Annotated in this window: 15 protein-coding genes and 1 pseudogene; 6 read left to right on the top strand and 10 right to left on the bottom strand. The window is 44.6% G+C overall.

Translation table 11 applies throughout. The annotated features are described in order from the left end of the window. The first annotated feature begins 205 nt into the window (after positions 1 to 205). The 3 genes from PU629_RS04170 (at position 206) to PU629_RS04160 (ending at position 3,023) form a co-directional block, all read left to right on the top strand. The gene (locus tag PU629_RS04170; protein ID WP_275283018.1) at positions 206 to 1,393 is read left to right on the top strand and encodes an MFS transporter; all 1,188 of its coding nucleotides are present in this window, start codon (positions 206 to 208) and stop codon (positions 1,391 to 1,393) included. Positions 1,394 to 2,029: 636 nt separating this feature from the next. Next, the gene (locus PU629_RS04165; protein ID WP_275283017.1) at positions 2,030 to 2,380 is read left to right on the top strand and encodes a hypothetical protein; all 351 of its coding nucleotides are present in this window, start codon (positions 2,030 to 2,032) and stop codon (positions 2,378 to 2,380) included. Between the two features lie 166 nt (positions 2,381 to 2,546). Continuing rightward, on the top strand, positions 2,547 to 3,023 hold the full coding sequence (locus tag PU629_RS04160) for a hypothetical protein (RefSeq protein WP_275283016.1): 477 nt from the start codon (positions 2,547 to 2,549) through the stop codon (positions 3,021 to 3,023). A 2,490-nt stretch (positions 3,024 to 5,513) separates the two neighbouring features. On the opposite strand, the pseudogene PU629_RS04155 reads toward PU629_RS04160, so the two are convergent. Together PU629_RS04155 and PU629_RS04150 are read right to left on the bottom strand one after the other, a co-directional pair. Further along, positions 5,514 to 6,767 (bottom strand): annotated as a pseudogene (locus tag PU629_RS04155) (glycosyltransferase family 4 protein); the annotation flags it as partial. After that, positions 6,764 to 7,873, bottom strand: a complete 1,110-nt coding sequence (locus tag PU629_RS04150; RefSeq protein ID WP_275283014.1) for a CotS family spore coat protein — start codon at positions 7,871 to 7,873, stop codon at positions 6,764 to 6,766. The gene PU629_RS04150 and the pseudogene PU629_RS04155, both read right to left, overlap by 4 nt. A gap of 475 nt (positions 7,874 to 8,348) precedes the next feature. Between PU629_RS04150 and galU the strand changes: the two genes are divergently transcribed. From galU to PU629_RS04135, 3 genes are all read left to right on the top strand, one after another. Continuing rightward, positions 8,349 to 9,245 (top strand): UTP--glucose-1-phosphate uridylyltransferase GalU, encoded by an 897-nt coding sequence (gene galU / locus PU629_RS04145; protein WP_275283013.1) that lies wholly within the window; start codon positions 8,349 to 8,351, stop codon positions 9,243 to 9,245. Positions 9,246 to 9,702: 457 nt separating this feature from the next. After that, a complete protein-coding gene (locus PU629_RS04140; protein WP_275283012.1) occupies positions 9,703 to 11,004 on the top strand; it encodes a UDP-glucose dehydrogenase family protein in 1,302 nt (433 codons plus the stop codon). A gap of 17 nt (positions 11,005 to 11,021) precedes the next feature. After that, positions 11,022 to 12,008, top strand: a complete 987-nt coding sequence (locus PU629_RS04135) for an NAD-dependent epimerase (protein ID WP_275283011.1) — start codon at positions 11,022 to 11,024, stop codon at positions 12,006 to 12,008. 633 nt (positions 12,009 to 12,641) lie between these two features. Here PU629_RS04135 and PU629_RS04130 read toward each other — a convergent pair. The 8 genes from PU629_RS04130 to PU629_RS04095 form a co-directional block, all read right to left on the bottom strand. Then, complete coding sequence (locus PU629_RS04130) at positions 12,642 to 12,971, bottom strand: DUF2628 domain-containing protein (protein WP_275283010.1); 330 nt, start codon at positions 12,969 to 12,971, stop codon at positions 12,642 to 12,644. 682 nt (positions 12,972 to 13,653) lie between these two features. Next, positions 13,654 to 14,895: a M20/M25/M40 family metallo-hydrolase gene (locus PU629_RS04125; protein ID WP_275283009.1), complete on the bottom strand. Its 1,242-nt coding sequence runs from the start codon at positions 14,893 to 14,895 to the stop codon at positions 13,654 to 13,656. A gap of 22 nt (positions 14,896 to 14,917) precedes the next feature. Next, positions 14,918 to 15,385, bottom strand: coding sequence for a GNAT family N-acetyltransferase (locus PU629_RS04120; protein WP_275283008.1), 468 nt, complete (start codon positions 15,383 to 15,385; stop codon positions 14,918 to 14,920). A gap of 216 nt (positions 15,386 to 15,601) precedes the next feature. Then, positions 15,602 to 16,108: a DinB family protein gene (locus tag PU629_RS04115; protein ID WP_275283007.1), complete on the bottom strand. Its 507-nt coding sequence runs from the start codon at positions 16,106 to 16,108 to the stop codon at positions 15,602 to 15,604. Between the two features lie 61 nt (positions 16,109 to 16,169). After that, on the bottom strand, positions 16,170 to 17,852 hold the full coding sequence (locus PU629_RS04110; RefSeq protein ID WP_275283006.1) for a glycoside hydrolase family 13 protein: 1,683 nt from the start codon (positions 17,850 to 17,852) through the stop codon (positions 16,170 to 16,172). A 137-nt stretch (positions 17,853 to 17,989) separates the two neighbouring features. Continuing rightward, entirely contained in the window at positions 17,990 to 20,296 is a 2,307-nt protein-coding gene (gene yicI / locus PU629_RS04105; RefSeq protein ID WP_275283005.1) for an alpha-xylosidase, read from the bottom strand. A gap of 1,535 nt (positions 20,297 to 21,831) precedes the next feature. Beyond that, on the bottom strand, positions 21,832 to 22,653 hold the full coding sequence (locus PU629_RS04100; RefSeq protein WP_275283004.1) for a carbohydrate ABC transporter permease: 822 nt from the start codon (positions 22,651 to 22,653) through the stop codon (positions 21,832 to 21,834). Beyond that, positions 22,650 to 23,519: a carbohydrate ABC transporter permease gene (locus PU629_RS04095; protein ID WP_275283003.1), complete on the bottom strand. Its 870-nt coding sequence runs from the start codon at positions 23,517 to 23,519 to the stop codon at positions 22,650 to 22,652. The genes PU629_RS04100 and PU629_RS04095 overlap by 4 nt, the downstream gene beginning before the upstream one ends. Positions 23,520 to 23,540 lie beyond the last annotated feature (21 nt).

The following is a 23,540-nucleotide window of genomic DNA, read 5'->3' as shown; positions in this document are numbered from 1 at the left end:
GCCTTTAATAATAAGGCTTTCTCCTTAGAAACCGATTCTTTCTATCCATTAACTACCAATCTATTGGCATGTTATTTCTATCTAAAACCTTACGTCATTTGAAACCTTCGAGCATAGACAGTCGCTGGCTCAGGGATTACAATAAAAGATGTTTTTAGTTAATCAAGCGATCCTATAATTTTTTCAATCATTTGAGGTGACTTATTTGGCAACGAACAGAGCGACTCAGGAACATGGCCAAACGCCAATATCACGGCGTGCGGTATTTACGTTCAGTGGATCTCATTTTCTAAATGATTTGGTGACAACGGGTATGGTGCCAGCCCTTGTCGTATTATATAAACAGGCCTTTTCTCTGAATTACACACAATCCACTTTAATTGTGCTGATGTCCTATCTCACGTCATCGGCCTCTCAACCGCTTTTTGGTATCTTCGCCGACCGAAAACCACGTGTCTGGCTGTTAACTGCCGGTGTATTCTGTTCCATCATGGGACTTGCGCTCACGGGTCTCGCCCCTTCCTTGCCATGGCTCTTGCTCTTTATATCGATCAGCGGTCTTGGTTCGGGCGCTTTTCATCCTGAAGCCTCCCGGGGAACCCATCTTGCTTCAGGCTCAAAAAAAGGATTAGCACAAGCAATCTTTCAGGTGGGCGGAAACTCTGGGCAAGCATTTGGGCCACTCATGGTCCCATTGGTTTTATCGCGAACTGGCATTCATGGTCTGCTTTGGTTAATTCCAGTTGGTCTATTGTCACTCCCTTTAACTGGTCAAATCCTTCCATGGATGCGTAAGAAACTGTCTGATTCACAAAAGACAAGTAAACAAGTAAGAACGGAAAGCAATAACATCTCAGGCGCCCTTCTATTATCCCTTGTCATTATCTTTCGTTCTTGGTGTCAAATCGGAGTCGTCGTCTTTTTACCGTTTTATTTGCATAACTTAACCATCGAACAATCAGAAACATTGAGCTTTGTCTTTGTTGGCGCTGGGGCTCTAGGTACCTTTCTCGGCGGTCTCTGGTCCGACAAAATTGGAATGAAGCGGCTTCTCGTTTTTTCCATGCTTGTCGCGACACCATTTGCCTTATTATTTCCGCACGTTCATGGAGTCTTCTCCGTCATCGACCTATTATTATTCGGATTCAGCGTCCTCTCATCCTTTTCCGTGAGCGTTGTCTATATGCAGCGCATGCTGCCACAGAATATTGGATTAGCATCAGGGCTTTCGATCGGCTTTAATGTTGGCGCCGGCGGTATCGGATCCGTCTTCATGGGAAGCATTTCCGATGCCTTTGGAGTCGCAGCGGTCTTCACGATCCTATCCCTGCTGCCATTACTCGGATCCGTGATGGCCCTATTCTTACCGAACGATCAGGCAAAAACAGTCTAGAATGGGAATCCGTGTTGCGAGAAAGACAGCATATTGGCGAATTTCTGTTAGTTCTAGTGTGTGAAAATAAACGGAAAAATTCCGGTTAAATTGGGAACGGCCCTTATTTCTATAAAAATAAGGGTCGTTTTTCCGTTTATTTGTATCGAAAGCATAGGATTTGGTCAGATTGAGTGCCGTTAATCGGAAATCTTCCGCTTATATCGGCTTCTTTAACCTCCTTTTTATCCATTAGGCGGAACTTCTCCGCCTATCTATTCTCATAACCAGAACGAAAAATAACAAAGACTAACTGAATAAGACTGCCATTACCGCCACTTCCTTTAACAAGCAAGCCTTCTACTTTTTTGGTTACTTTTTTATAAGTTAGTGGATTTGCCCTATAACACTAACGAAACTAAGACATATTTTATTACTAAAGATATATAACCTGTTTATCTATAAAAAGTGTCCAAGAGGGAATAACGTACATTCATAATCCACCTTCCAAGATTAAACCAATTCCTTTATACGTTCGGATAATCCTACACAAATTAGTATTTATATAAAAGTCTTTCCTTCCTAACGTAGAAGCCCCTAATATTCTGACCTCCCTCTTATAGTTGAACAGGAAGATAATTTAAAGGAGGGAACAACGTGGCAAAACTCGCTAAAAAAGTGAAACTCATTATGGACTTTGATGATGGTTTCAATTTAAGCGAAGAGGCATCTGTTGAAGATGTGCTTAAGAAGATTCTAGCAACACCATCGAGCAACTCGACAAAAATAAAAATTGAATTCGATGACGAATCAAGATCGGAATATGAATCCGATTGTACATCTGCAGTTGGTCCAACAGTGACCGAAGCAGAAGTTGAAGTTGAAGTTGAAGTTGAAGTTGAAGAAGTAGAAAAAGAAGAAGAAGAGGTCCTAGAAGAAGACACAGAAGTAGACGATAACTTTTTATATACTGCCTCCAACCAACATAATCCTACTCTATTTATCTAAATCGTTCCCGTGGAGGAACAGTGATAAGGGTCCCCTTTTTACGTTAAAGGACAAAAACTCATTCAATTTACAACTTATCGATTAGTCAGCGAGGGCGGATTTCGCCCGGCTATTAAATGTTTCCTATTTTAGAGAACAAGCATTTAAAATTTAAGGAGGAAGAACTGTGTCCAAACATGTCAAAAAAACGAAAGTCCTCGTTGATTTTCCAGATGGATTTCATTTAGATGAAGAAGCATCCTTCGAAGACATCCTAGAAGCAGTAAAAGAAGCTTTAGCTACTGGAGTTGATGGCTTAGTAAAAGTAAAAGTAGAATTTGACGATGACACCGACACCGAATTTAAATTAGAAAATGATGACGATGACGATGACGACGACGTAGAAGAAGTTGATGACGACGAGGACGAAGATGATGATGAGGATGAGGACGACGACGAAGTAGACGAAGACGACGACGACGACGACGAGGATGACGACGACGACGACGACGAGGATGACGACGAGGACGAGGATGACGACGACGACGAGGATGACGACGACGACGACGACGACGACGACGAGGATGACGACGAGGGCGAAAACGATGACGAAGTAGAAGTGATAACTTTTGAGGAAGTAGAAGACGAGAAACTAGAGTGGTAATCAACTCGTCTTAATTTTTTTAAAAAGGAAACGCAACAAAATAAGTCGTTCCAAAAACGTGAGAGAAAGTCTAAATCGCAAATTAACTAACACTATAATTAGCAGACAAAAGCTTGAGGGGAGTCCCAAGCTTTTGTCTTTAATAGGAGACGCTAAAGTAGCGTTGATAAATAAGCGGAGAAATTCCGCTTAATTAGGAATGTGGCCGGGTGTGAGCTTCTCAGATTTTTGGCTGACCTTTTAGGATTTTTGGACAAGCTTCTCGGATTTTTTGGCGACCTTCTCGGATAAATGGCCAACCTTCTCAGATTTCGCGCTCCTGCTTGGGGCCGGGTGAGAGCTTCTCAGATTTTTGGCTGACCTTTTGGGATTTTTGGACAAGCTTATCGGATTTTTTGGCGACCTTCTCGGATAAATGGCCAACCTTCTCAGATTTCGCGCTCCTGCATGGGGCTGGGTGTGAGCTTCTCAGATTTTTGGCTGACCTTTTGGGATTTTTGGACAAGCTTATCGGATTTTTTGGCGACCTTCTCGGATAAATGGGCAACCTTCTCGGATTTCGCGCTCCTGCATAAGGCTGGGTGTGAGCTTCTCAGATTTTTGGCTGACCTTTTAGGATTTTTGGACAAGCTTCTCGGATTTTTTGGCGACCTTCTCGGATAAATGGCCAACCTTCTCAGATTTCGCGCTCCTGCATGGGGCTGGGTGTGAGCTTCTCAGATTTTTGGCTGACCTTTTGGGATTTTTGGACAAGCTTCTGGGATTTTTTAGCGACCTTCTCGGATAAATGGCCAACCTTCTCAGATTTCGCGCTCCTGCATGGGGCTGGGTGTGAGCTTCTCAGATTCTTGGCTGACCTTTTAGGATTTTTGGACAAGCTTCTCGGATTTTTTGGCGACCTTCTCGGATAAATGGCCAACCTTCTCAGATTTTGCGCTCCTGCATGGGGCTGGGTGTGAGCTTCTCAGATTTTTGACTGACCTTTTAGGATTTTTGGACAAGCTTCTCGGATTTTTTGGCGACCTTCTCGGATAAATGGGCAACCTTCTCGGATTTCGCGCTCCTGCATGGGGCTGGGTGTGAGCTTCTCAGATTTTTGGCTGACCTTTTAGGATTTTTGGACAAGCTTCTCGGATTTTTTGGCGACCTTCTCGGATAAATGGGCAACCTTCTCAGATTTCGCGCTCCTGCATGTGGCTGGGTGTGAGCTTCTCAGATTTTTGGCTGACCTTTTGGGATTTTTGGACAAGCTTCTCGGATTTTTTGGCGACCTTCTCGGATATATGGGCAACCTTCTCAGATTTCGCGCTCCTGCATGGGGCCGGGTGTGAGCTTCCCAGATTTTTGGCTGACCTTTTAGGATTTTTGGACAAGCTTCTCGGATTTTTTGGCGACCTTCTCGGATAAATGGCCAACCTTCTCAGATTTCGCGCTCTTATTCGCGCTCTTGTTCGCGCTCCTACTCCTGCATGGGAGCCGGCTGGGTGTGAGCTTCTCAGATTTTTGACTGACCTTTTAGGATTTTTGGACAAGCTTCTCGGATTTTTTGGCGACCTTCTCGGATAAATGGGCAACCTTCTCGGATTTCGCGCTCCTGCATGTGGCTGGGTGTGAGCTTCTCAGATTTTTGGCTGACCTTTTAGGATTTTTGGACAAGCTTCTCGGATTTTTTGGCGACCTTCTCGGATAAATGGCCAACCTTCTCAGATTTCGCGCTCTTGTTCGCGCTCCTACTCCTGCATGGGAGCCGGCCGGGAGTGAGCTTCTAGTTGACTTTGCGAAAATCCTTTCTGAATCGCACAAAAAAATCTGCAAGGTGAATTTTGCTCCCATGCAGATCTCTTGTGATTAAGGTTATCGTGTTAATTAACTCTTTTTAGTTTGCTAGTGCCCATCCCTTCAAACGTAAGCGGATGAGATTATTTAATGCCTCAACGCAACTAAGTCTGATCTTAGAAGATATCTACTGGTTCCACTAGTTGAAGAGTCCTTTCTAGATCTTGTAACGGCAACTTGCCTGAGAGGGACTTTTTCAAACTGGCGGCTCTCCTCTACTGACTCTGTTCTCGTCTTCGGTTGCGTGTTCGCTCTGCGTGAAGCGCCATTTGATTTTCCTAGCAAAAGAGGTTCAGAGCGATTGGTCCTTCGCTTGGTGAGATCATCCTCTTCGTCTTCATACAAGAAGGTCTCCAGTTCTTCCCAAAAGTCTTCATCATCTTCACTATAAACCTTATAGGATTCGCTCTCTTGTTCAATTGCTTGTTCTTCCTCATACACACCATCGTCAGCGAAAGAGACAAAGGCTGTCTCCTCTTCAACTTCATGATCTTCCCAATCGCTATCTTGGAACTCAAGCTGATCGTTCTGTTCATCGTCGATTCGATGGCGACTTCTGTTGCGATCAAAGGAAACGAGTTCTTCCATCTCATCGTTAAATTGCGGTCCAGTACTCACTGGCAAGCTTAAGTCAGGCTCTAATAGCGCCTCATCAACCTCTTCCATAAGGTCTACATGATCATAAGGTTCCTCAGCAAGTGCAGCCTCGCTGTCATTGAATTCCTCTATTAGACTAACAGGTTGATTTTCAACTGAACGACTGGTTTCATTCGCAATGGCCCAGGCATCGAGAATGTCAGAGGCAACGCGATCCCACGTGTATTTCGTTAAGGCAAGCTCTCTCCCTCTTTGCCCCATCCGTCTCATTACCGAACGATTAGATAAAAGATAATCTAAGGCCTCAACAAATTCATTTGGATCTTCTGGATGTTCTACAAGTAAGCCATTTTCCTCCAGTTCAATGACTTCTGCATTACCGCCGCGGTTGGTCGTCACAATGGGAAGGGCAGCTGCCATTGCTTCATAATGCACCCTTGCCAGCGGCTCCTGCCAAACAGACGTACAAACAAATAGGTCCGCTGCGGCAAACCAGTTTTGAATCTCAAATGGCGAGACGAATCCTGTTTGAACAACAGGGATCGTAAGCTTTTTGGCCAGCGCCCTCACATAAGCAACGTAATCCGTGACATTATTTTGGCTAAACCAGTTACTTCCGACAATAACCAGCGCTAAATCCTTATGCCGTTTCGATAACTCTGGCAGTGCTCTAATTAGTCGATCGACACCTTTGTTTCGCGAAAGACGCCCGGCAAATAAAAGAACTGTTTTATTCTCAAGTCCGTGCTCCCGACGAAGCGATTCACGTCTGTTCTTTATGCGCGAATCATTTCCGGGTAAAAATCGATCCACATCAACGCCAGAGTAGATGGTTTGCAACTTGCTTTCTGCTTGTGGATATTGACTCTTGATGACATTGCCAATATAATCGCTTACCGTCACAATCCGGGATACCTCTTCGATGGCCTGCTCGGCCTCCGCCGGCTCAATTTTTTCAAGTTTGAACATATCATTGTGCATGCTGAGTGTAAGCGTAGAATGTGGGGCAACGCTGCGAACAGGCATGACCAATCTTGGACGGTTAAAAATATGAATTAAATCAAATTCCTCTGACTCGACAAAATGGACGACGCCTTCTTTATAGACCTCAAACAGTTTTCCTGGTATCCGAACATAGCGAACGCCATCGATGAAATCATCATCCGGTAAATCCGGATCATTTACACCTAATACCGTAATATCATGATCTTCTTTTAGATACGGAAGGGCACCCGCGATATACGTTTGAATAGCGCCTCCTCTTATAGGTGGAAGAGGCAGTTTCTCCGTACAAATCATCAGGATTTTCACGAATATAGACCCTCCTTCCAATCATTCTTTATTTCTTCTAAAACCGGCCATTTGGTTTGGTCAATCTCCACAATCGTTTGAATGAGCTGCCTGGTTTCTTCGTTTAAAAAGAGTTCAGGCTCATAAACCATCTCTTTAATATTTTTATAAAATTCATTTGGCAGAGACAAATCAATCATAAGCAACTCATAGACTTCTTCGGTAATCGGATTGGCTTCATGGTAGGCACGAATCATTTCACGAATCCATTCGGTATCCCAATGAAACAAATCAGACATAGTCCCCGAGATCAATTTTCTTAAGTCACGAATGGGAATATCATAAGACACACCATCCAAATCAATAATCCACATGCCTTCTGCGCCCATTTGACCATTCGACCAGCCATAGTCTTGGTGAACAAGCCCCCATGCCTCGTTTCCTTTTTCAATAAGCCTAAAATAGCTTGACTGATTTAAGCGGTCTAGCGCTCTTTTGGCCTGCTCCTCAAATTCATCGATAACCGCTAATATAGCAGGGCTTGCAGGCATATCATTATAAGCTTCTGCTAGGTGACGGAACCAATCCATCTTGACCAAAGTCTTTTCATAGTTTTTCGGCCATTTATACAGACGTGAGGCGACATCTGCTTGAGGAGGCGGCGTATAACCTTTTGTCAGATGATGAAATTCTCCAAGTGCATGGCAAAGATGTTTCGCCCCTTCTAGATCCTTGGTCACAGGCTGAAGCGATTCAATCCACTCAGCAACAAACCAAAGCTTTCCTCCAGCTTCAACATAGTTCTGTCCTTCCTTCGTCCTTACAATGGCCGGTACTCTGGCTTTTTTCTCCTTCACGAGATACTCCTGCGCCCCTAGACTAAACATACTTCGAGCTGGCTCCCGATGAAGCAGTTTTAAACTTTTCGGTCCATCGCTTGTCTGAAGCTTCCAAATCGCCCCGCCTTTATCGGATTTGGTTGTCACGACCTCCATGCTCTGAACTTGGAAATCGTAATGTCCGAGTACATCATGGGCGATTTCATTAACATAATCCGGGATATGAAAATCATTGGGAGTGGACAGTTGCTCCTCCTCTTCGACCCATGGTTCGATTTTTCGGTACACATTCTCCCTCCTATTTAAACAGCTATAAGCTGTATCCAATTACTAAAAAATTTTAAAAAAACTATTGGTTTTCTAGGGTAACCACATAGTATTTCTTATAAGTTATGTCTGAACGGGATACTCGGTATGGGTCAGTCGCACAGGTTTTAATAGAAAATCAAACCATTCCTTAATACAAATCCTAAAAACAGACATTTACCTAGGAGAAGCAGCAGGGGGGATCGCGGAAAGCGAACGCAACTAGCGGCAACATTTTACTAAAACACCTTTTCTGAAAAAACGCTTCCTGTGGCTGCTCATTTATCAGCGAATCACCCGCCTTTGGTGCCTCGGTGTTCATGCCTGCTTTGGTTGGAGGACGACTGCCAATTAAATGTTAGCCGTCTATTTTTTAAGGGTTTCGTTTAGGAGTGGCGCGATTTGGAATTGCCGGAATAGGATAACCAAAAAGGAAATAAAAAGAGGGTTTGCAGAAATGACAATCAGAAAAGCGATCATTCCTGCAGCAGGGCTCGGCACACGATTTCTCCCAGCAACTAAAGCTCTACCAAAAGAAATGCTACCTATAGTAGATACGCCTACGATTCAATACATCGTTGAAGAAGCCATTGCTTCAGGAATTGAAGATATCATTATCATTAGCGGACGTAACAAGCGCACCATTGAAGACCATTTCGATAAGTCTTATGAGCTCGAAGAAACCTTACAGAAGAAAAATAAACACGACCTGCTTGAACAGGTTCAAAAAGTATCTCAATTAGCTACGATTCATTATGTCCGGCAAAAGGAACCGAAAGGGCTTGGCGACGCCATTTTATGCGCCAAAAGCTTCATAGGAAATGAACCCTTTGCTGTGTTGCTTGGTGATGATATTGTCAAATCGGAAACGCCATGCTTAAAGCAGCTAATTGATTTATTTAATCGTTACCATGCTTCAGTGGTTGGTGTCCAAAAAGTGGCCGATTACGAGGTACCTAAGTACGGGATTATTCATCCCAAGGGCAATCTTGAAGAAGATGTCATTAATATTGAAGGATTTGTGGAGAAGCCTCAGCCCGATGAGGCGCCTTCCAATCTCGCTATCATCGGCCGCTATATTTTACGCCCGGAGATTTTTGAGATATTAAAAGACATCCAACCCGATTCAAAAGGCGAAGTTCAGTTAACCGATGCCTTAATAAAAATGGTCAAAACTCAAGCCATCTTTGCCTACCAATTTCACGGTGAACGTTACGACCTTGGCGATAAAATGGGCTTCATCCACGCAACAATTGACTATGCACTCCAGCGGCCTGATTTTAGAGACAGCCTCCTCGACTATTTGAAGGAAGTCATTCGAAGAGAAACAGGTAAAACTGAATCGAGCCAATGAACTTATTGCCGTGGTACGTTTTTTGACTGATAACGTATTTTCGTTACGCCTCACTTTTTTGAGTGTAACGACGATTCCTTATCGGCTCTTATTGGCTCATTTTCGGGCTGATTTCAAGATTAGTCGTAACGTCATGACGCTATTTCCTCAGATAGGGGGCCGTTTAGACTGTTTTTTTGACTGATAACGTATTCTCGTTACGCCTAAATTACTCAAAGGACCCACGGGGAGGCGAATAGCGTATTTTCGTTACATCTAATGGTTTTCCATGTAACCTCGATTCCCTATTTCCGTTGCCCCTAACTGGTTTCCGCAGCAGGCGGCAGACCTCTCAGACGCCCCAAAATATCACATACCTAGTCAGGGAAAAACGTTTGGGCATAGGCGTTCACCGTTACGCTAGTGTCTCCTACGGCATACGGTAATCTATCGTAAAGTGTTAGAACGAGGTGACGAGATGAACATAGCGATTATTGGTGCCGGGTATGTTGGTATGACGACAAGTCTTGCTTTTGGTGAAGCGGGCCACCATGTCTGGGTGATGGACACGGACAAAGCCAAAATCACCCAGCTTAAGAAAGCGACTCTACCATTCTATGAAGCAGGGGCTGAGTCCCTTCTTCAGGAACTCATTGAACAAAATAGATTGACCTTTGAAACCGAGTTGGCGCCTTGCATGGAGCACTGCGATCTCCTTTTCATGACAGTTGGGACCCCCTCATTGCCAACAGGCGGGGCAGACCTCCGTTATGTAGAAACCGTTTCCAAGGCGATTGGCCAATGCCTCAAGTCATATAAAATCGTCGTAATCAAAAGCACGGTGCCTGTTGGAACCAGCGAAAAAGTAAAAAAATGGATCGAAATTGAATTAGAAAAACGCGGCAAATCTATACCGTTCGACATCGTCTCTAATCCTGAATTTTTAAGAGAGGGCAGAGCTTTGGACGACGCCAGAGAGCCTGATCGGATTGTCATCGGCTGTCAATCAAACATGGCCGAAGTTGAAATGAAACGTTTATATAAAGACCATCTCTCTAAGTGCCTGTTTACAACTGCTAGAAATGCAGAAATGATCAAATATGCCTCCAATGCGTTTTTGGCCACCAAAATTTCCTTTATTAATGAGATAGCAAGACTATGTGATCCATTAGGGACGGACGTCCGGGAAGTCGCAAGGGGGATCGGCCTCGATCATCGCATAGGCCCGCATTTCTTACATGCAGGAATTGGTTATGGCGGCTCCTGTTTCCCAAAAGACGTGAAAGCCCTACTTCATCTAGCAGAAAAAAATCAGACAGAACTTCCGGTGCTCCAAGCCGTTGATCAAATGAACGCCATCCAAGCCAATTGGTTTATCAATAAGGTAAAAGCCAAGCTCGGCTCACTCACAGGGAAACACCTCGCTCTCCTTGGACTCACATTTAAGCCAGAAACAGATGACATTAGAGAGGCTACTGCTCTGCGCCTAATCGACATTTTATTAAAAGAGGGCGCACATCTCACCGCCTTTGACCCTAAAGGCACTGAAAATGTTAAAACCCTCTACCCCTCACTGACCTATGCCACCACACCATTAGAGGCGGTTAGAGGGGCTGATGCCATTCTCCTCGTAACCGAGTGGAAAGACATTGTCGAAATGGATTGGAAAACGGCCAGGCAGCTCATTTCTCGACCTTTTCTGTTTGACGGGCGAAATGCCCTGGATCCAGTTCAAATACGTGCGCTCGGCTTTGACTATCAAGGAGTTGGAAGACACTAGAGGAAGGAGGAAAAAGAATGGGAGAACAACCGTCCATTTTAATAACAGGCTGTACCGGATTTATTGGCTACCATTTATCAGCTCGGCTATTAAAAGAGGGCTATCAGGTCATCGGATTAGATAATCTCAATGACTATTACGATCCATCCTTAAAACAAGATCGACTAAACCTTCTAAAACAGGAATCTTCTTTTACCTTTTTAAAAGGGTCGCTTGAAAACAAAGAGTTGTTGGAATTAGTTTTTGAGCAATTTAAGTTCGATCACGTGATCCATTTAGCCGCACAGGCTGGCGTTCGCTACAGTTTGGACCATCCCGACACTTATATTCAATCCAACCTTGTCGGCTTCGCTAATGTGCTAGAATGCTGCCGCAAGCATCACATCCAACATCTTCTTTATGCCTCATCAAGCTCCGTATATGGCAATAATAAGCACATCCCTTTTTCTACTAAGGACCGTGTTGACCAACCGATCAGTTTATATGCAGCGACGAAAAAAGCAAATGAAGAATTGGCATACACCTACAGTCACCTCTTCAATCTTCCAACTACCGGATTGCGTTTTTTCACCGTATACGGTCCATGGGGCAGACCAGACATGGCGCTGTTCACTTTCACGAAAGCCATCACAGAAGGAGAGCCTATCAAACTTTTTAATCATGGAAATATGAGAAGGGATTTTACTTACATTGATGATTGTGTGGAATCCATTGTACGCTTACTTCAAAAAGGGCCATCCCTTTCTACTCCTCCTCATGAAGTTTTTAATATAGGGAACCACCAGCCGGTCGAACTCAGTGAATTTGTGGCGGTTCTCGAGAAGGAATTAGGTAGAAGTGCCATCAAAGAAAATGTCCCCATCCAGCCGGGAGACGTTCCAGTGACTTATGCCGACACAAGTGATTTAGAAGCCGCCATTCACTACCGGCCAACGACCACGATCCAAGAAGGCATAAAGCGCTTTGTTGCCTGGTACAAAGCCTATTATAAACTTACGGATTGAATACCTCGTGAAGAAGCCTTTTCGTTCCCGCCTCACGCGGGCTTGTGGTGCTTGTCAAAAATGCCGGAGTTCGGCTAAAATAAGAGCTGCTCAAGCTCTCTTAAGGTAAATAATTAGGAACAAATCTTCATTTGCCGAAATCCTCATAAATAACAGCAACTGTTCTTTCAAGCGAATTGATTTTCACGCATAACTTTTTTATAATTTAATAAGGATAAAGACTGAGCGCTGCAACGCTCAGTCAAGTGCAACCGACATGCCGCAACAAGCGGCTGATCTTCAAGGATACTTCAGTCACCCAGCTATTTGGCTTTGGGTGGCTATTTCTTTTTTGTTAGGGCGACCACAATGCTCACAATCGTTGCCGTGTATCCTGCCTGCAAGCTTAACGCACCAATCACAATTGAACAGACTTCATTCATCGTCAAAAGCCTCACCCCCTTTCATAAAGGGAGTTCAGCCGCCACTTAAGCGATGCCGTTGCTCTTATATATTAACACAAAATAATATAAAAAGAGAACACCTATTCGCATTCATCCTTTGAGACCTCCATTCTAATAGTTTTCTTGATACTTTCACACTTTGCTCCCGACCTGCAACGAAAAGCCCCCGCTCTTCTCCGGGGGCTGATCCTTATTGATCGACGTAGTCTCTTTCTTTTACGAATACGCCTCGCCTTTCTAAAGCGTCCCGATCAGCATCATTAGCCGGTTTATACCCTTTGTCAATTAAGTCTTTGATATAAATTTTGTTATACGTGAAAGAAAAAAGAATGCCTGGCAGCCATGCCCCGAATCCCAGTGTAAACACGCCGACAATGACGGCAGAAATAAACAAAACAGAAGCCCATTTTAGGTCTCCGCGAACCAATGCCGGAATAAATCCAAAGAAGAAAGTCGTCCAACTGAACCCAACTTCGACTCGCTTTTGTTCCCCTTCACTGTTCATCAAGCGTACCTTCAACTGCCTCAGCCCCCTCATCAACAAATAACCCTACTCAACCAACTTTATTCTATTAACGCAATACCCGCCTCCATTCCTCCCAATGCAATAAATTCATAATTTTAAAAACATTCGATGAGTGTAACGTCTGTTTACCCATTCATTGGATGACAATGATGAAACATCCCTTGAGATTATCGCAGAAACAAAAGAACTAAATGATGGACCTGGTGCATTACTATTACCCCAGCAAATCCACCCTGAACTCTGAAAAAATGGTGCGCAAACTGGTTTTACCCACCATTTTCTTGGGGGACATCGTTATTTTCGTGCGCAAACCAAACTTGCCCACCAAATCCTCCATAGAATCCAGAAAAAAATGGTGCGCAAGCTGACCCACTTGCACACCATTTTGTCCATCTACTCACTCGGTTTCGAGCTCCCCTGCTTGCCCACCATTTTCCCGTGGCGCAAAAGGACCCGTCTCAGTAACTTTAATTCCCAGAAGATGTTTGTTTGTCAAAATCCCAGGTTATTCCAAATCGCTAGCACAGGGTCGAACGGTAATTGAAGCTTTCTTGGCAAATCCCTGTGCGAACGGTATGAGACGAGTCCCACACTTCCTTTTACCAACTTGACGCAACGTCACCGCCAATCAAGAATAGAGGCAACCTCATTCTCCAAGCACATGAGTCGCCCGCCTTTAAAGCAGCGGGCTGACCTTCCCACTAACCCCAACCAAACTTAAAATAGTTAAGAGAATGCGCTGCGGCCCATAATAGGCATCGGTCGGATCAAAATATTCATCAAGGGTGTGGATCCCGCCGCAATCGCCACCGCCTCCAAGTGTCACCGCTGGGATGCCTAAGCTAATTGGCACATTGGAATCCGTGCTGCTTGGCGGATCTAACTCTGGCTCAAATCCAATCGCTTTCGTTGCTGCCAAAGCGGCCTGCACAATCACCGCATCAGCAGGCTGCTGACCAGCTGGGCGATTGCCAACCGCTTCGATTTTGACTTTTATAGAATCAGACTCCCATCGCCGATTTTCGGCATCCGCTGCTTGCTGAAGCACTTCCAGCACCCGTTTATCCAATACCAGAAGCTCCTCTTGAGACGTCGAACGAAGATCAATCACCATGACCGCTTCCTGGGCGATGGTGTTGACGCTTGTCCCTCCCGAAACCGTTCCAACATTAAAAGTGGTCTTAGGGTCGCTGGATGTTTCAAGATCGGAAATCATGGCAATCGCACGACCCATGGCATGAATAGCACTAGGTGTTCCAAAATCACCAAAACTGTGTCCGCCACGCCCTGTGTACGTCACCCGATAGCGAAGACTGCCCGTCGCAAGATATGTCGTTTCAGTCGGACTGCCCGGTTCAACGGATATAAAGCCATCTATATCCTGACGATTTTTAAAAAGGGCTTTGACACCGCGTAAGTCCCCAAGTCCCTCTTCACCCACCGTAACACCAAAAAGAATATCTCCCGTTGTCTCGACCTTACTCGCCTTTAATGCTCGAATTAACGTGAGGACAACAGCCAAACCGCGGCCATCATCCGAAATCCCTGGCGCATAAATCCGGCCGTCCTTCCATTTGGCCACCGTATCCGTTCCATCAGGAAACACCGTATCAAGATGTGCCGACACAACCAATCGAGGCCCGTCCCCCACACCCCTTCTGATTCCAAAGATATTCCCCACTTCATCAACTTCAATAGTTTCCAAGCCTAATGCTTCAAGCTTCTTTTTATAAAATTGCCCGCGTGTCTCCTCAGAAAAAGTTGGAGCAGGAACCGCCGTAATCTCGATTTGTTCGTTGGCCGTTCGTTCATTGTCCTCTTTTAAAAAGGCTAATGCCTCCTTGACTTCATCCAATGCTATAAGCCTTTTTGTGCTCGTTTCAACATGATCCGCTATGTAATGCTCTTTGTTCGACAAATAAAACGCCTCCTCCTGAATCTTACTGTTCCTCGCTTAATCTCATGGTCATAAACACACTGTTTGGGTCTTCCTTGTATTCCGCAAACGGGTCAGAGTAGCGGAAACCAAAGCTTGAATATAACCGCCGCGCTGGTTCAAAGGCAGCCATCGATCCTGTTTCTAAGCTGAGTCGCTCGTACCCGCGCCGCCTCGCCTCTTCAATCAAACACTGAAGAATATGCTTAGCCACTCCTTTTCTTCGGTGAGCATGGGACGTTCGCATCGATTTAATTTCACCATGCTGATGGTCCAATTCTTTAAGGGCACCGCAGCCAAGCAGTTCTTCCCCGTCCCAGGCACTCCAAAACGTGATCTCTGGCTGACGCAACTCCTCAATAGCCAAGGCATGAATGCTCTCAGGCGGTGAATTTTCTGCCATATTATCGAGATGCTCATTTATAAAATGAATGATGGCAGCTCCCGTTAAATCATCTCGTTTTATTTCCATATCCTTCCCCCATCCTGCCTTTTAACTATTAAAATACAGGATGTCTACAGGTTCCTCAACCATTCTGTCAAAAAATCAACCTAAATCAAAAAAAACTTGATGATCAATAGGTAAAAAGTTGGGTTTTCGAGCAGTCGTGCCATCTGATAGATAACAGCCAAGTCTTCTAATACAGGCCTAATGGTTTTGTCATACCAGCATAGCTCAGCTATCCTTTTAGCCTTTTTGATTGTCGGCCAAATAAAGAAAATAATCGGTCGAAATGCCTCCCAATCCTAGCTGTCTGAGCATGGCTGTTAAGTTTCCTCTGTGATAGGAAGCATGATTGACGAGATGCTGAAGGAGTTCAGAGATAGGAAGAGTAACGCGGCCAAACTTAGGATGCTCAATAGTTATTTCTTTTGTCAGATCGGGGGTCTTCTCGAAGTAGGACTGATAGCGCCAACTAAGCTTGGCATATAACGTTTCGATTTCTTCAAGGCTCTCCCCAGAAAAAGCTTGTGTCCATTTATCTCTGTGAACATATTCTTCAATGGCTTCAAAGCGCTCGCCATCCATCACTTTTAACCAAATGGTTTCAGTCAAATAGACATGGACCAACACCGTTGCCACAGTCGGAAAGACACTTTGAATGCTTTGATGAATGACCCCCTCCGGAAGACTTCTTAAATGATGGAAAACACGCTCATTTGCCCAAACATGATAGTCATACTGTTTCAACATCGAATGGCCCCCTTTTATAAAAGGACGGTTCTCCCGTTTCTGAAACAGGAGAACCGTCCCTTCAATAAAGCTGATACACTCTTGCTTCATACGGTTTGAGTTCAAAAGACTGGACATTCTCGTCTACGTTTACTTCATAGTTGGAAATGAGCAATTTTTCGGAGTTAAATTGAATAGCTTCTGGCAGTTCAAACGTCCTATTTTCTTCGGAAAAGTTACAAATCGCAACTAATTTTTCACCGTTAAATTCTCTTATATAAGCATATATATGTTCATCATTTTCTAAAATCAACTGGTAGTTTCCGTACACGATAACAGGATGTTCTTTTCGCAATTGAATGAGCTTTTTGTAGTAATGGAAGATAGAATCCGGGTCCAGCATCGCCTGCTCGGCATTAATGGTTTTATAATTGGGATTGACCGAAATCCAAGGCTCGCCCGTTGTAAAACCACCATGAGGCTCAGCTGACCATTGGACAGGCGTACGAGCATTATCTCTTCCTCTCTCATGAATCCCCTTCCTAATTTCCTCTTCTGTCAGCAGCCCCTTCTCTGTAAAATCATTGAAGGCATTCAAGGTTTCAATATCTCGGTAGTCGTCAATCGACTGAAATTCAACATTTGTCATGCCCATTTCTTCACCTTGATAAATGTACGGCGTCCCTTTTAACAGATGAAGGCAGGTGGCAAGCATCTTGCCTGAAACAACTCGATAGGCCTCGCTGTCATTTCCAAACCGAGAAATCGCCCGCGGCTGATCATGATTGCTCCAATACAAGCTGTTCCAACCGTCTTCCTCAAGACCGTTTTGCCATTTCGAGAAGATGGCTTTAAGGTCGGTCAGCTTCCAAGGCTGAGGAGTCCATTTTCCAAATTTTCCATTCCCAACATCAACGTGCTCAAAATGAAAGACCATTTGCAGTTCATCACGGTCTTCTCCCGTATAAAGCTTAGCCTGCTCCACATTGACTCCCGGCATCTCGCCAACCGTAATCAGATCGTACTTGGATAGGACATTTTGATTAACTTCATGTAAAAATTCATGAATGCGAGGGCCGTTCATATAATACGGACTGCCATCGCCATACCCCGTATCATTGACTTCCCCATCTGGAAAGGATTGATCCTTTGAAATAAAGTTAATGACATCCATTCGAAAGCCGTCTACACCTTTATCCAGCCAAAACGTCATCATCTCTTGAACCGCTTTTCGCAGCCGCGGGTTCTCCCAATTTAAGTCCGGTTGCTTCTTGCTGAAAAGATGGAGGTAGTACTCATCCGTTGATTCATCATACTCCCAAGCACTGCCCCCAAAGGCCGCTCCCCAGTTGGTAGGCGGCTGCCCGTCTTTCCCTTGCTTCCAGATATAAAAATCACGATAAGGGTTGTCCTTTGATGATTTCGCTTCAATAAACCAACGATGCTCATCGGACGTATGATTCACAACCAAATCCATCATGATTTTAATATCATGCTGATGAGCCTGCTCCAGAAGTTCATCAAAGTCCTCCATCGTACCAAACTCGCCCAAAATAGCCTGATAATCACTGATATCATAACCATTATCATCATTAGGTGATTGATAAACAGGAGACAGCCAAATCACATCAATACCCAAGTTCTGGAGATACCCTAATTTCTCCGTAATCCCTCTGATATCGCCAACCCCATCCCCATCACTATCCCTAAAACTCCTTGGATAAACCTGATACACAACACATTCCTTCCACCAAGCTCGAACCATTTTCCATTCCTCCTATAGGGTGGGGGTCTGACCCCTAAAACCACACTATGGTCCCTTTTCCCCCAAAAAACACTATATATTAAGGAGAGGTCTGTCCCCTTTTGCTCTTTTTCTTGCCCACAAATGCTAAAAGGGGGTCAGACCCCCTTAATAACAACCTTGCCATTTTTTGGTTTGATTTTGACGCCAAGCGTTTCAACGATTGGTGAGCCGTTTTCAACCGATTGAACGTCGGAAATGCCGCGTAGAAGAAGGGACCAACTTCCGGAACCACTTGTTTCGGCAACCACTTGATCACCATTTTTAGTTAAGGTCAATGTGAGGGTTTGATTGCCCTCTTCAGCTTCGACCTTTGTCTGAACAGATGCTCCATCGGCAAGTTCAAAGACTTGGAAGGTGACGTCTTCTGTGTAGTCATAATCCGGTTTGTCTGTCACATTTCCAAATGCTACAACAGAGTTTTCCCGTACAAAAAGAGGTAAACTCATATAGTCATACTGTCCATTTCGCCACGTGCCACCTTCAACCTTTTCGCCAGAAAGCAAGTGTGTCCACGTCCCTTTAGGAAGATAATAAGAAACATAACCATCTTCACTAAATACAGGCGCAACAAGAAGGGAATCACCAAGCATATATTGGCGGTCCAAATACGCACACGTTGGGTCTTCAGGGAATTCAAGAACCATTGGACGCATGACCGGAATGCCAGTCTCAGCTGCCTGACGAGCGGCACCATGTAAGTATGGCATTAAGCGATACTTTAATTTCGTGAAGTGGCGCAGGACATCAACGGCCTCGTCATCATAAATCCAAGGCACACGATACGAAGAGCTTCCGTGAAGTCGGCTATGGCTAGAAAGTAAACCAAAGGCTGCCCAGCGTTTATAAACGTCTGGCGTAGAGGACTCCTCAAAGCCACCGATATCGTGACTCCAAAATCCAAATCCAGAAAGACTTAAAGACAAGCCACCGCGAAGGCTTTCTGCCATGGATTCAAATTTGGCACTGCAGTCGCCGCCCCAGTGAACCGGGAATTGTTGTCCGCCAGCCGTAGCCGATCGTGCAAATAAAACCGCTTTTTCCTCACCAAAATTTTCTTTCAATAAATCAAAGACAACCTTGTTATACAGTTGAGTATAATAGTTGTGCATTTTATAAGGATCAGAGCCGTCAAAATAAACAACGTCTGTAGGAATCCGTTCACCAAAGTCCGTCTTGAACGCATCCACTCCCATATCAATCAAAGCCTGAAGCTTGCTGGCAAACCATTTGCAGGCATCAGGATTTGTGAAATCAACAATCCCCATCCCCGCTTGCCAGAGATCCCATTGCCAGACATCCCCATTAGGCCTCTTAATTAAATAGCCGTTTTCAGCCGCTTCGTCAAACAGCTTGGATTTTTGCGCAATATATGGATTGATCCAAACACAGATGTTTAAGCCTTTTGCCTTGAGGCGACTTAGCATGCCTTTTGGGTCCGGGAACATGCGCTCATCCCACTCAAAATTACACCATTCAAATTCCTTCATCCAAAAGCAGTCGAAGTGGAACACACGAAGCGGGATATCGCGTTCAGCCATACCATCGACAAAATGATTGACAGTGGCCTCATCGTAATTCGTTGTAAAAGAAGTCGTGAGCCACAAACCAAACGACCACGCTGGGGGAAGAGCGGGTTTTCCAGTGAGATCCGTATAGCGGCGAATGACGTCTTTAAGCGCAGGGCCATCAATAATAAAATAGTCGAGCTCCTCACCTTTTACACTAAACTGAGAGCGCGACACCCTTTCTGAACCAATTTCAAAGGACACAAGCTCAGGATGATTAACAAAAACACCATAACCTTTATTTGTTATATAAAAGGGAATGCTCTTGTAGGCCTGCTCCGAGCTTGTCCCGCCATCTTTGTTCCAACTATCAACGACCTGGCCATTTTTCACAAATGGCGTGAACCGTTCGCCTAATCCATAAACGTTTTCCCCAACCGAAAGATCCAGCTGTTCACGCATGTAGGCGTCCTGGCCCTCTTTAATATAAGCCGTACTTCTCGTCCCGCTTCCCGTCAAACGCTGATCATTGTGGTAAAAGTTAACCGACCAATCGCCTTTGTTGATCTTGACCGATAACTCCCCGCTTGTTAACACGGCTTCTTCTTCTGTTTCTGCAATACTAGGCGAGGCGTCCGTTTCATTCAACACAAATTGAGGCATCTTTGGCTTCAAGCCTTTAAAATGAGCATATTGAACACGAATGACGCCCGGCATTGGCGACGAATAACGAGCCGTCACCAACGGACCGTCCAATGTCGCACCGCGATGGGCAATATGCTTGCAAGGCGCATAAACCGTTAAAGAATCAGCTTCTTTTACAACCTCATGCACTTCTACGAGCGAATGAATATCAACGCCTTCACGATTCAACCAATTTCCATTTGTAAACTTCATTTCAGGATCACTCCAAGTCTGTTTAATCTAATTATGAGTTTGCGTGGACATTCTTGTCTGAGGCTGGCGCTCGACCTTCTGCGATTTTTGGTCGACCTTCTTGTGTTTTTCGCGTACCTTCTAGGATTTTTGGCCAACCTTCTGGGATTTTTCCCTCTAGTCTGAGGCTGGCGCTCGACCTTCTGCGATTTTTGGTTGACCTTCTTGGATTTTTGGTCGACCTTCTTGTGTTTTTCGCGTACCTTCTAGGATTTTTGGCCAACCTTCTGGGATTTTGCCCTCTAGTCTGAGGCTGGCGCTCGACCTTCTTGGATTTTTGGTCGACCTTCTAGGATTTTTGGTCAACCTTCTTGTGTTTTTCGCGTACCTTCTGGGATTCTTGGCCAACCTTCTGGGATTTTGCCCTCTAGTCTGAGGCTGGCGCTCGATCTTCTGCGATTTTTGGTCGACCTTCTATGATTTTTGGTCGACCTTCTTGTATTTTTGGCGTACCTTCTGGGATTCTTGGCCAACCTTCTGGGATTTTTCCCTCTAGTCTGAGGCTGACGCTCGATCTTCTGCGATTTTTGGTCGACCTTCTATGATTTTTGGTCGACCTTCTTGTATTTTTGGCGTACCTTCTGGGATTCTTGGCCAACCTTCTGGGATTTTTCCCTCTAGTCTGAGGCTGACGCTCGACCTTCTGCGATTTTTGGTCAACCTTCTTGTGTTTTTGGCGTACCTTCTGGGATTCTTGGCCAACCTTCTGGGATTTTGCCCTCTAGTCTGAGGCTGACGCTCGACCTTCTGCGATTTTTGGTTGACCTTCTATGATTTTTGGTTGACCTTCTTGTGTTTTTCGCGTACCTTCTTGGATTTCTCGCCAACCTTCTTGGTTTTTACCCTCTTGCTTGAGGCTGGCGCTCGACCTTCTGGGATTTTTGGTCGACCTTCTATGATTTTTGGTCGACCTTCTTGTGTTTTTGTCGCACCTTTTGGGATTCTTGGCCAACCTTCTGGGATTTTGCCCTCTAGTCTGAGGCTGGCGCTCGACCTTCTGGGATTTTTGGTTGACCTTCTTGTGTTTTTCGCGTACCTTCTGGGATTTTTGGCCAACCTTCTGGGATTTTGCCCTCTAGTCTGAGGCTGGCGCTCGACCTTCTGCGATTTTTGGTCGACCTTCTATGATTTTTGGTCGACCTTCTTGTGTTTTTCGCGTACCTTCTAGGATTTTTGGCCAACCTTCTGGGATTCTTGGCCAACCTTCTGGGATTTTCCCCTCTAGTCTGAGGCTGGCGCTCGACCTTCTTAGATTTTTGGTTGACCTTCTATGATTTTTGGTCGACCTTCTTGTATTTTTGGTCGACCTTCTGGGATTTTTGGCGTACCTTCTTGGATTTCTCGCGTACCTTCTTGGATTTCTCGCCAACCTTCTTGGTTTTTACCCTCTTGCTTGAGGCTGGCGCTCGACCTTCTTGTATTTTGCCCTCTAGTTTAGGCTGGCCGGATCTTCTCCATGTGTTTCTCGCCAACCTTCTCCTCTTTGCTCCCTTTGCCTATTTAATGGCCCCTTGGGTAACGCCATTGACGATCCATTTTTGGAAGATAAGGTAAAGGATGACCATAGGAAGTAAGGCTAAAAGGTAGGAGGCAAATGCCAAATTATAGTTGGTGCTGTATTGCGATTGAAAGGCATATTGAACGAGTGGCAAGGTGTATTGGTTTGGATCAGATAGCATGACGACTGGAAGCATAAAGTCATTCCAAGCCCATATGGCAGTTAAGATCGCAACGGTCGCATTCATGGGTGACATCAATGGGAAGATAACCTTCCAAAAAATCGTCCATTTTCCTGCACCATCCACGTAAGCCGCTTCCTCAAGTTCTACTGGAATCGACTTGAGATAACCGACATAAAGAAAGATATTTTGAGAAAGTCCGTACACCAGGTAAAGAACGATCAACCCGACAATATTGGCAAGGCCAATATGACTCATTTGTCGAACAAGCGGCAGCATTAAGATTGGAAATGGAACAAACATGGCTGCAAAGAAATAATAATAAATCGATTTAAAGAGCTTCGTTTTCATATTTCTCGCAATGGCATAAGACACCATTGAACTAAATAAAACACTAAACACAACTGCAAAGAAAGTAATAACCGCACTGTTTAAAAACGTATGGAAATAATGCGTGACAGCCATGGCTTTCGGAAAGTTACCCCAATGAAGGGTGGATGGAAAGGCCAATATTGACTGAGCGATCTCTTGAGGGTTTTTCAACGCCACCATAATCGCCATATATATAGGGAACAAAATGAAAATCGCACCGATTATGAGATAAATCATGGCTACCCAGTTTGTTTTAGTTCGGCTCATAGTTGAATGTCACCGCCTCTTTGCATCATTCTAATTTGGAACAAGGCAATACATACCATGATAATTAAGAACACAACTGCATTTGCGGATTGATAGGCGAGCTCTCCGCCACCCAAACCATTTGTATAAATAACAAACGCAATGGATTGTGTCGCATTTCCTGGTCCCCCATTGGTCATCCCCACAACTTGGTCAAAGACTTGCAAGTAAGTTTTTGCTGCAAGAACTAAGTTAATCGTTAAGAATGGCACAATAAGTGGGATCGTAACACTCCAAAAAGTCCGCCAAGGTGAGGCTCCGTCAATAGCGGATGCCTCGTAAACTTCACCAGGAATCGTCTGTAAGCCGGCTAAGTACAACAAGACGTTAAACGCCGCCCCTTGCCAGACCGCGACCACAACAATTCCCACCCAAGCCCATTGTGTTCCCAGAATATTTTGGGCCAAAGCCGTGATATGAAATTGTTGAGCCATATTCGGAATGAGATGAGAAAAAATAAAATTAAAAATGAAGGAAACAATCAATGTACTTAGAACAAAAGGCAAGAAATAAATCGCCTTGAATGTTTTCGTCAATTTAATTTTGGCATTCAGCGCCACAGCAATACTCAGACTGATGACATTAACGAGAATCGTCGTTATAACCGCGAACATAAACGTAAAGCCATAGGCATGAAGAACTTGGTGATCATGAAACAAATCCATATAATTCTTAAGACCAACAAAAGTATAAGGACCAAAGCCGTTCCAGTTAGTAAAACTTAGAAAGATCCCTCTTAAGGTCGGCCATGTATGGAAGTAAAAGAAGAGGACTATTGCTGGTATCGTCATGATGAGATAGGCTATATTTTTCCGAAACCACGCCATACTTAACACCTTCCTGCATTT

Source organism: Pullulanibacillus sp. KACC 23026 (assembly GCF_029094525.1).
GTDB lineage: Bacteria > Bacillota > Bacilli > Bacillales > Sporolactobacillaceae > KACC-23026.
Note: the sequence above shows the minus strand (reverse complement) of the source record. Positions and strands in the feature narration are given on the sequence as shown.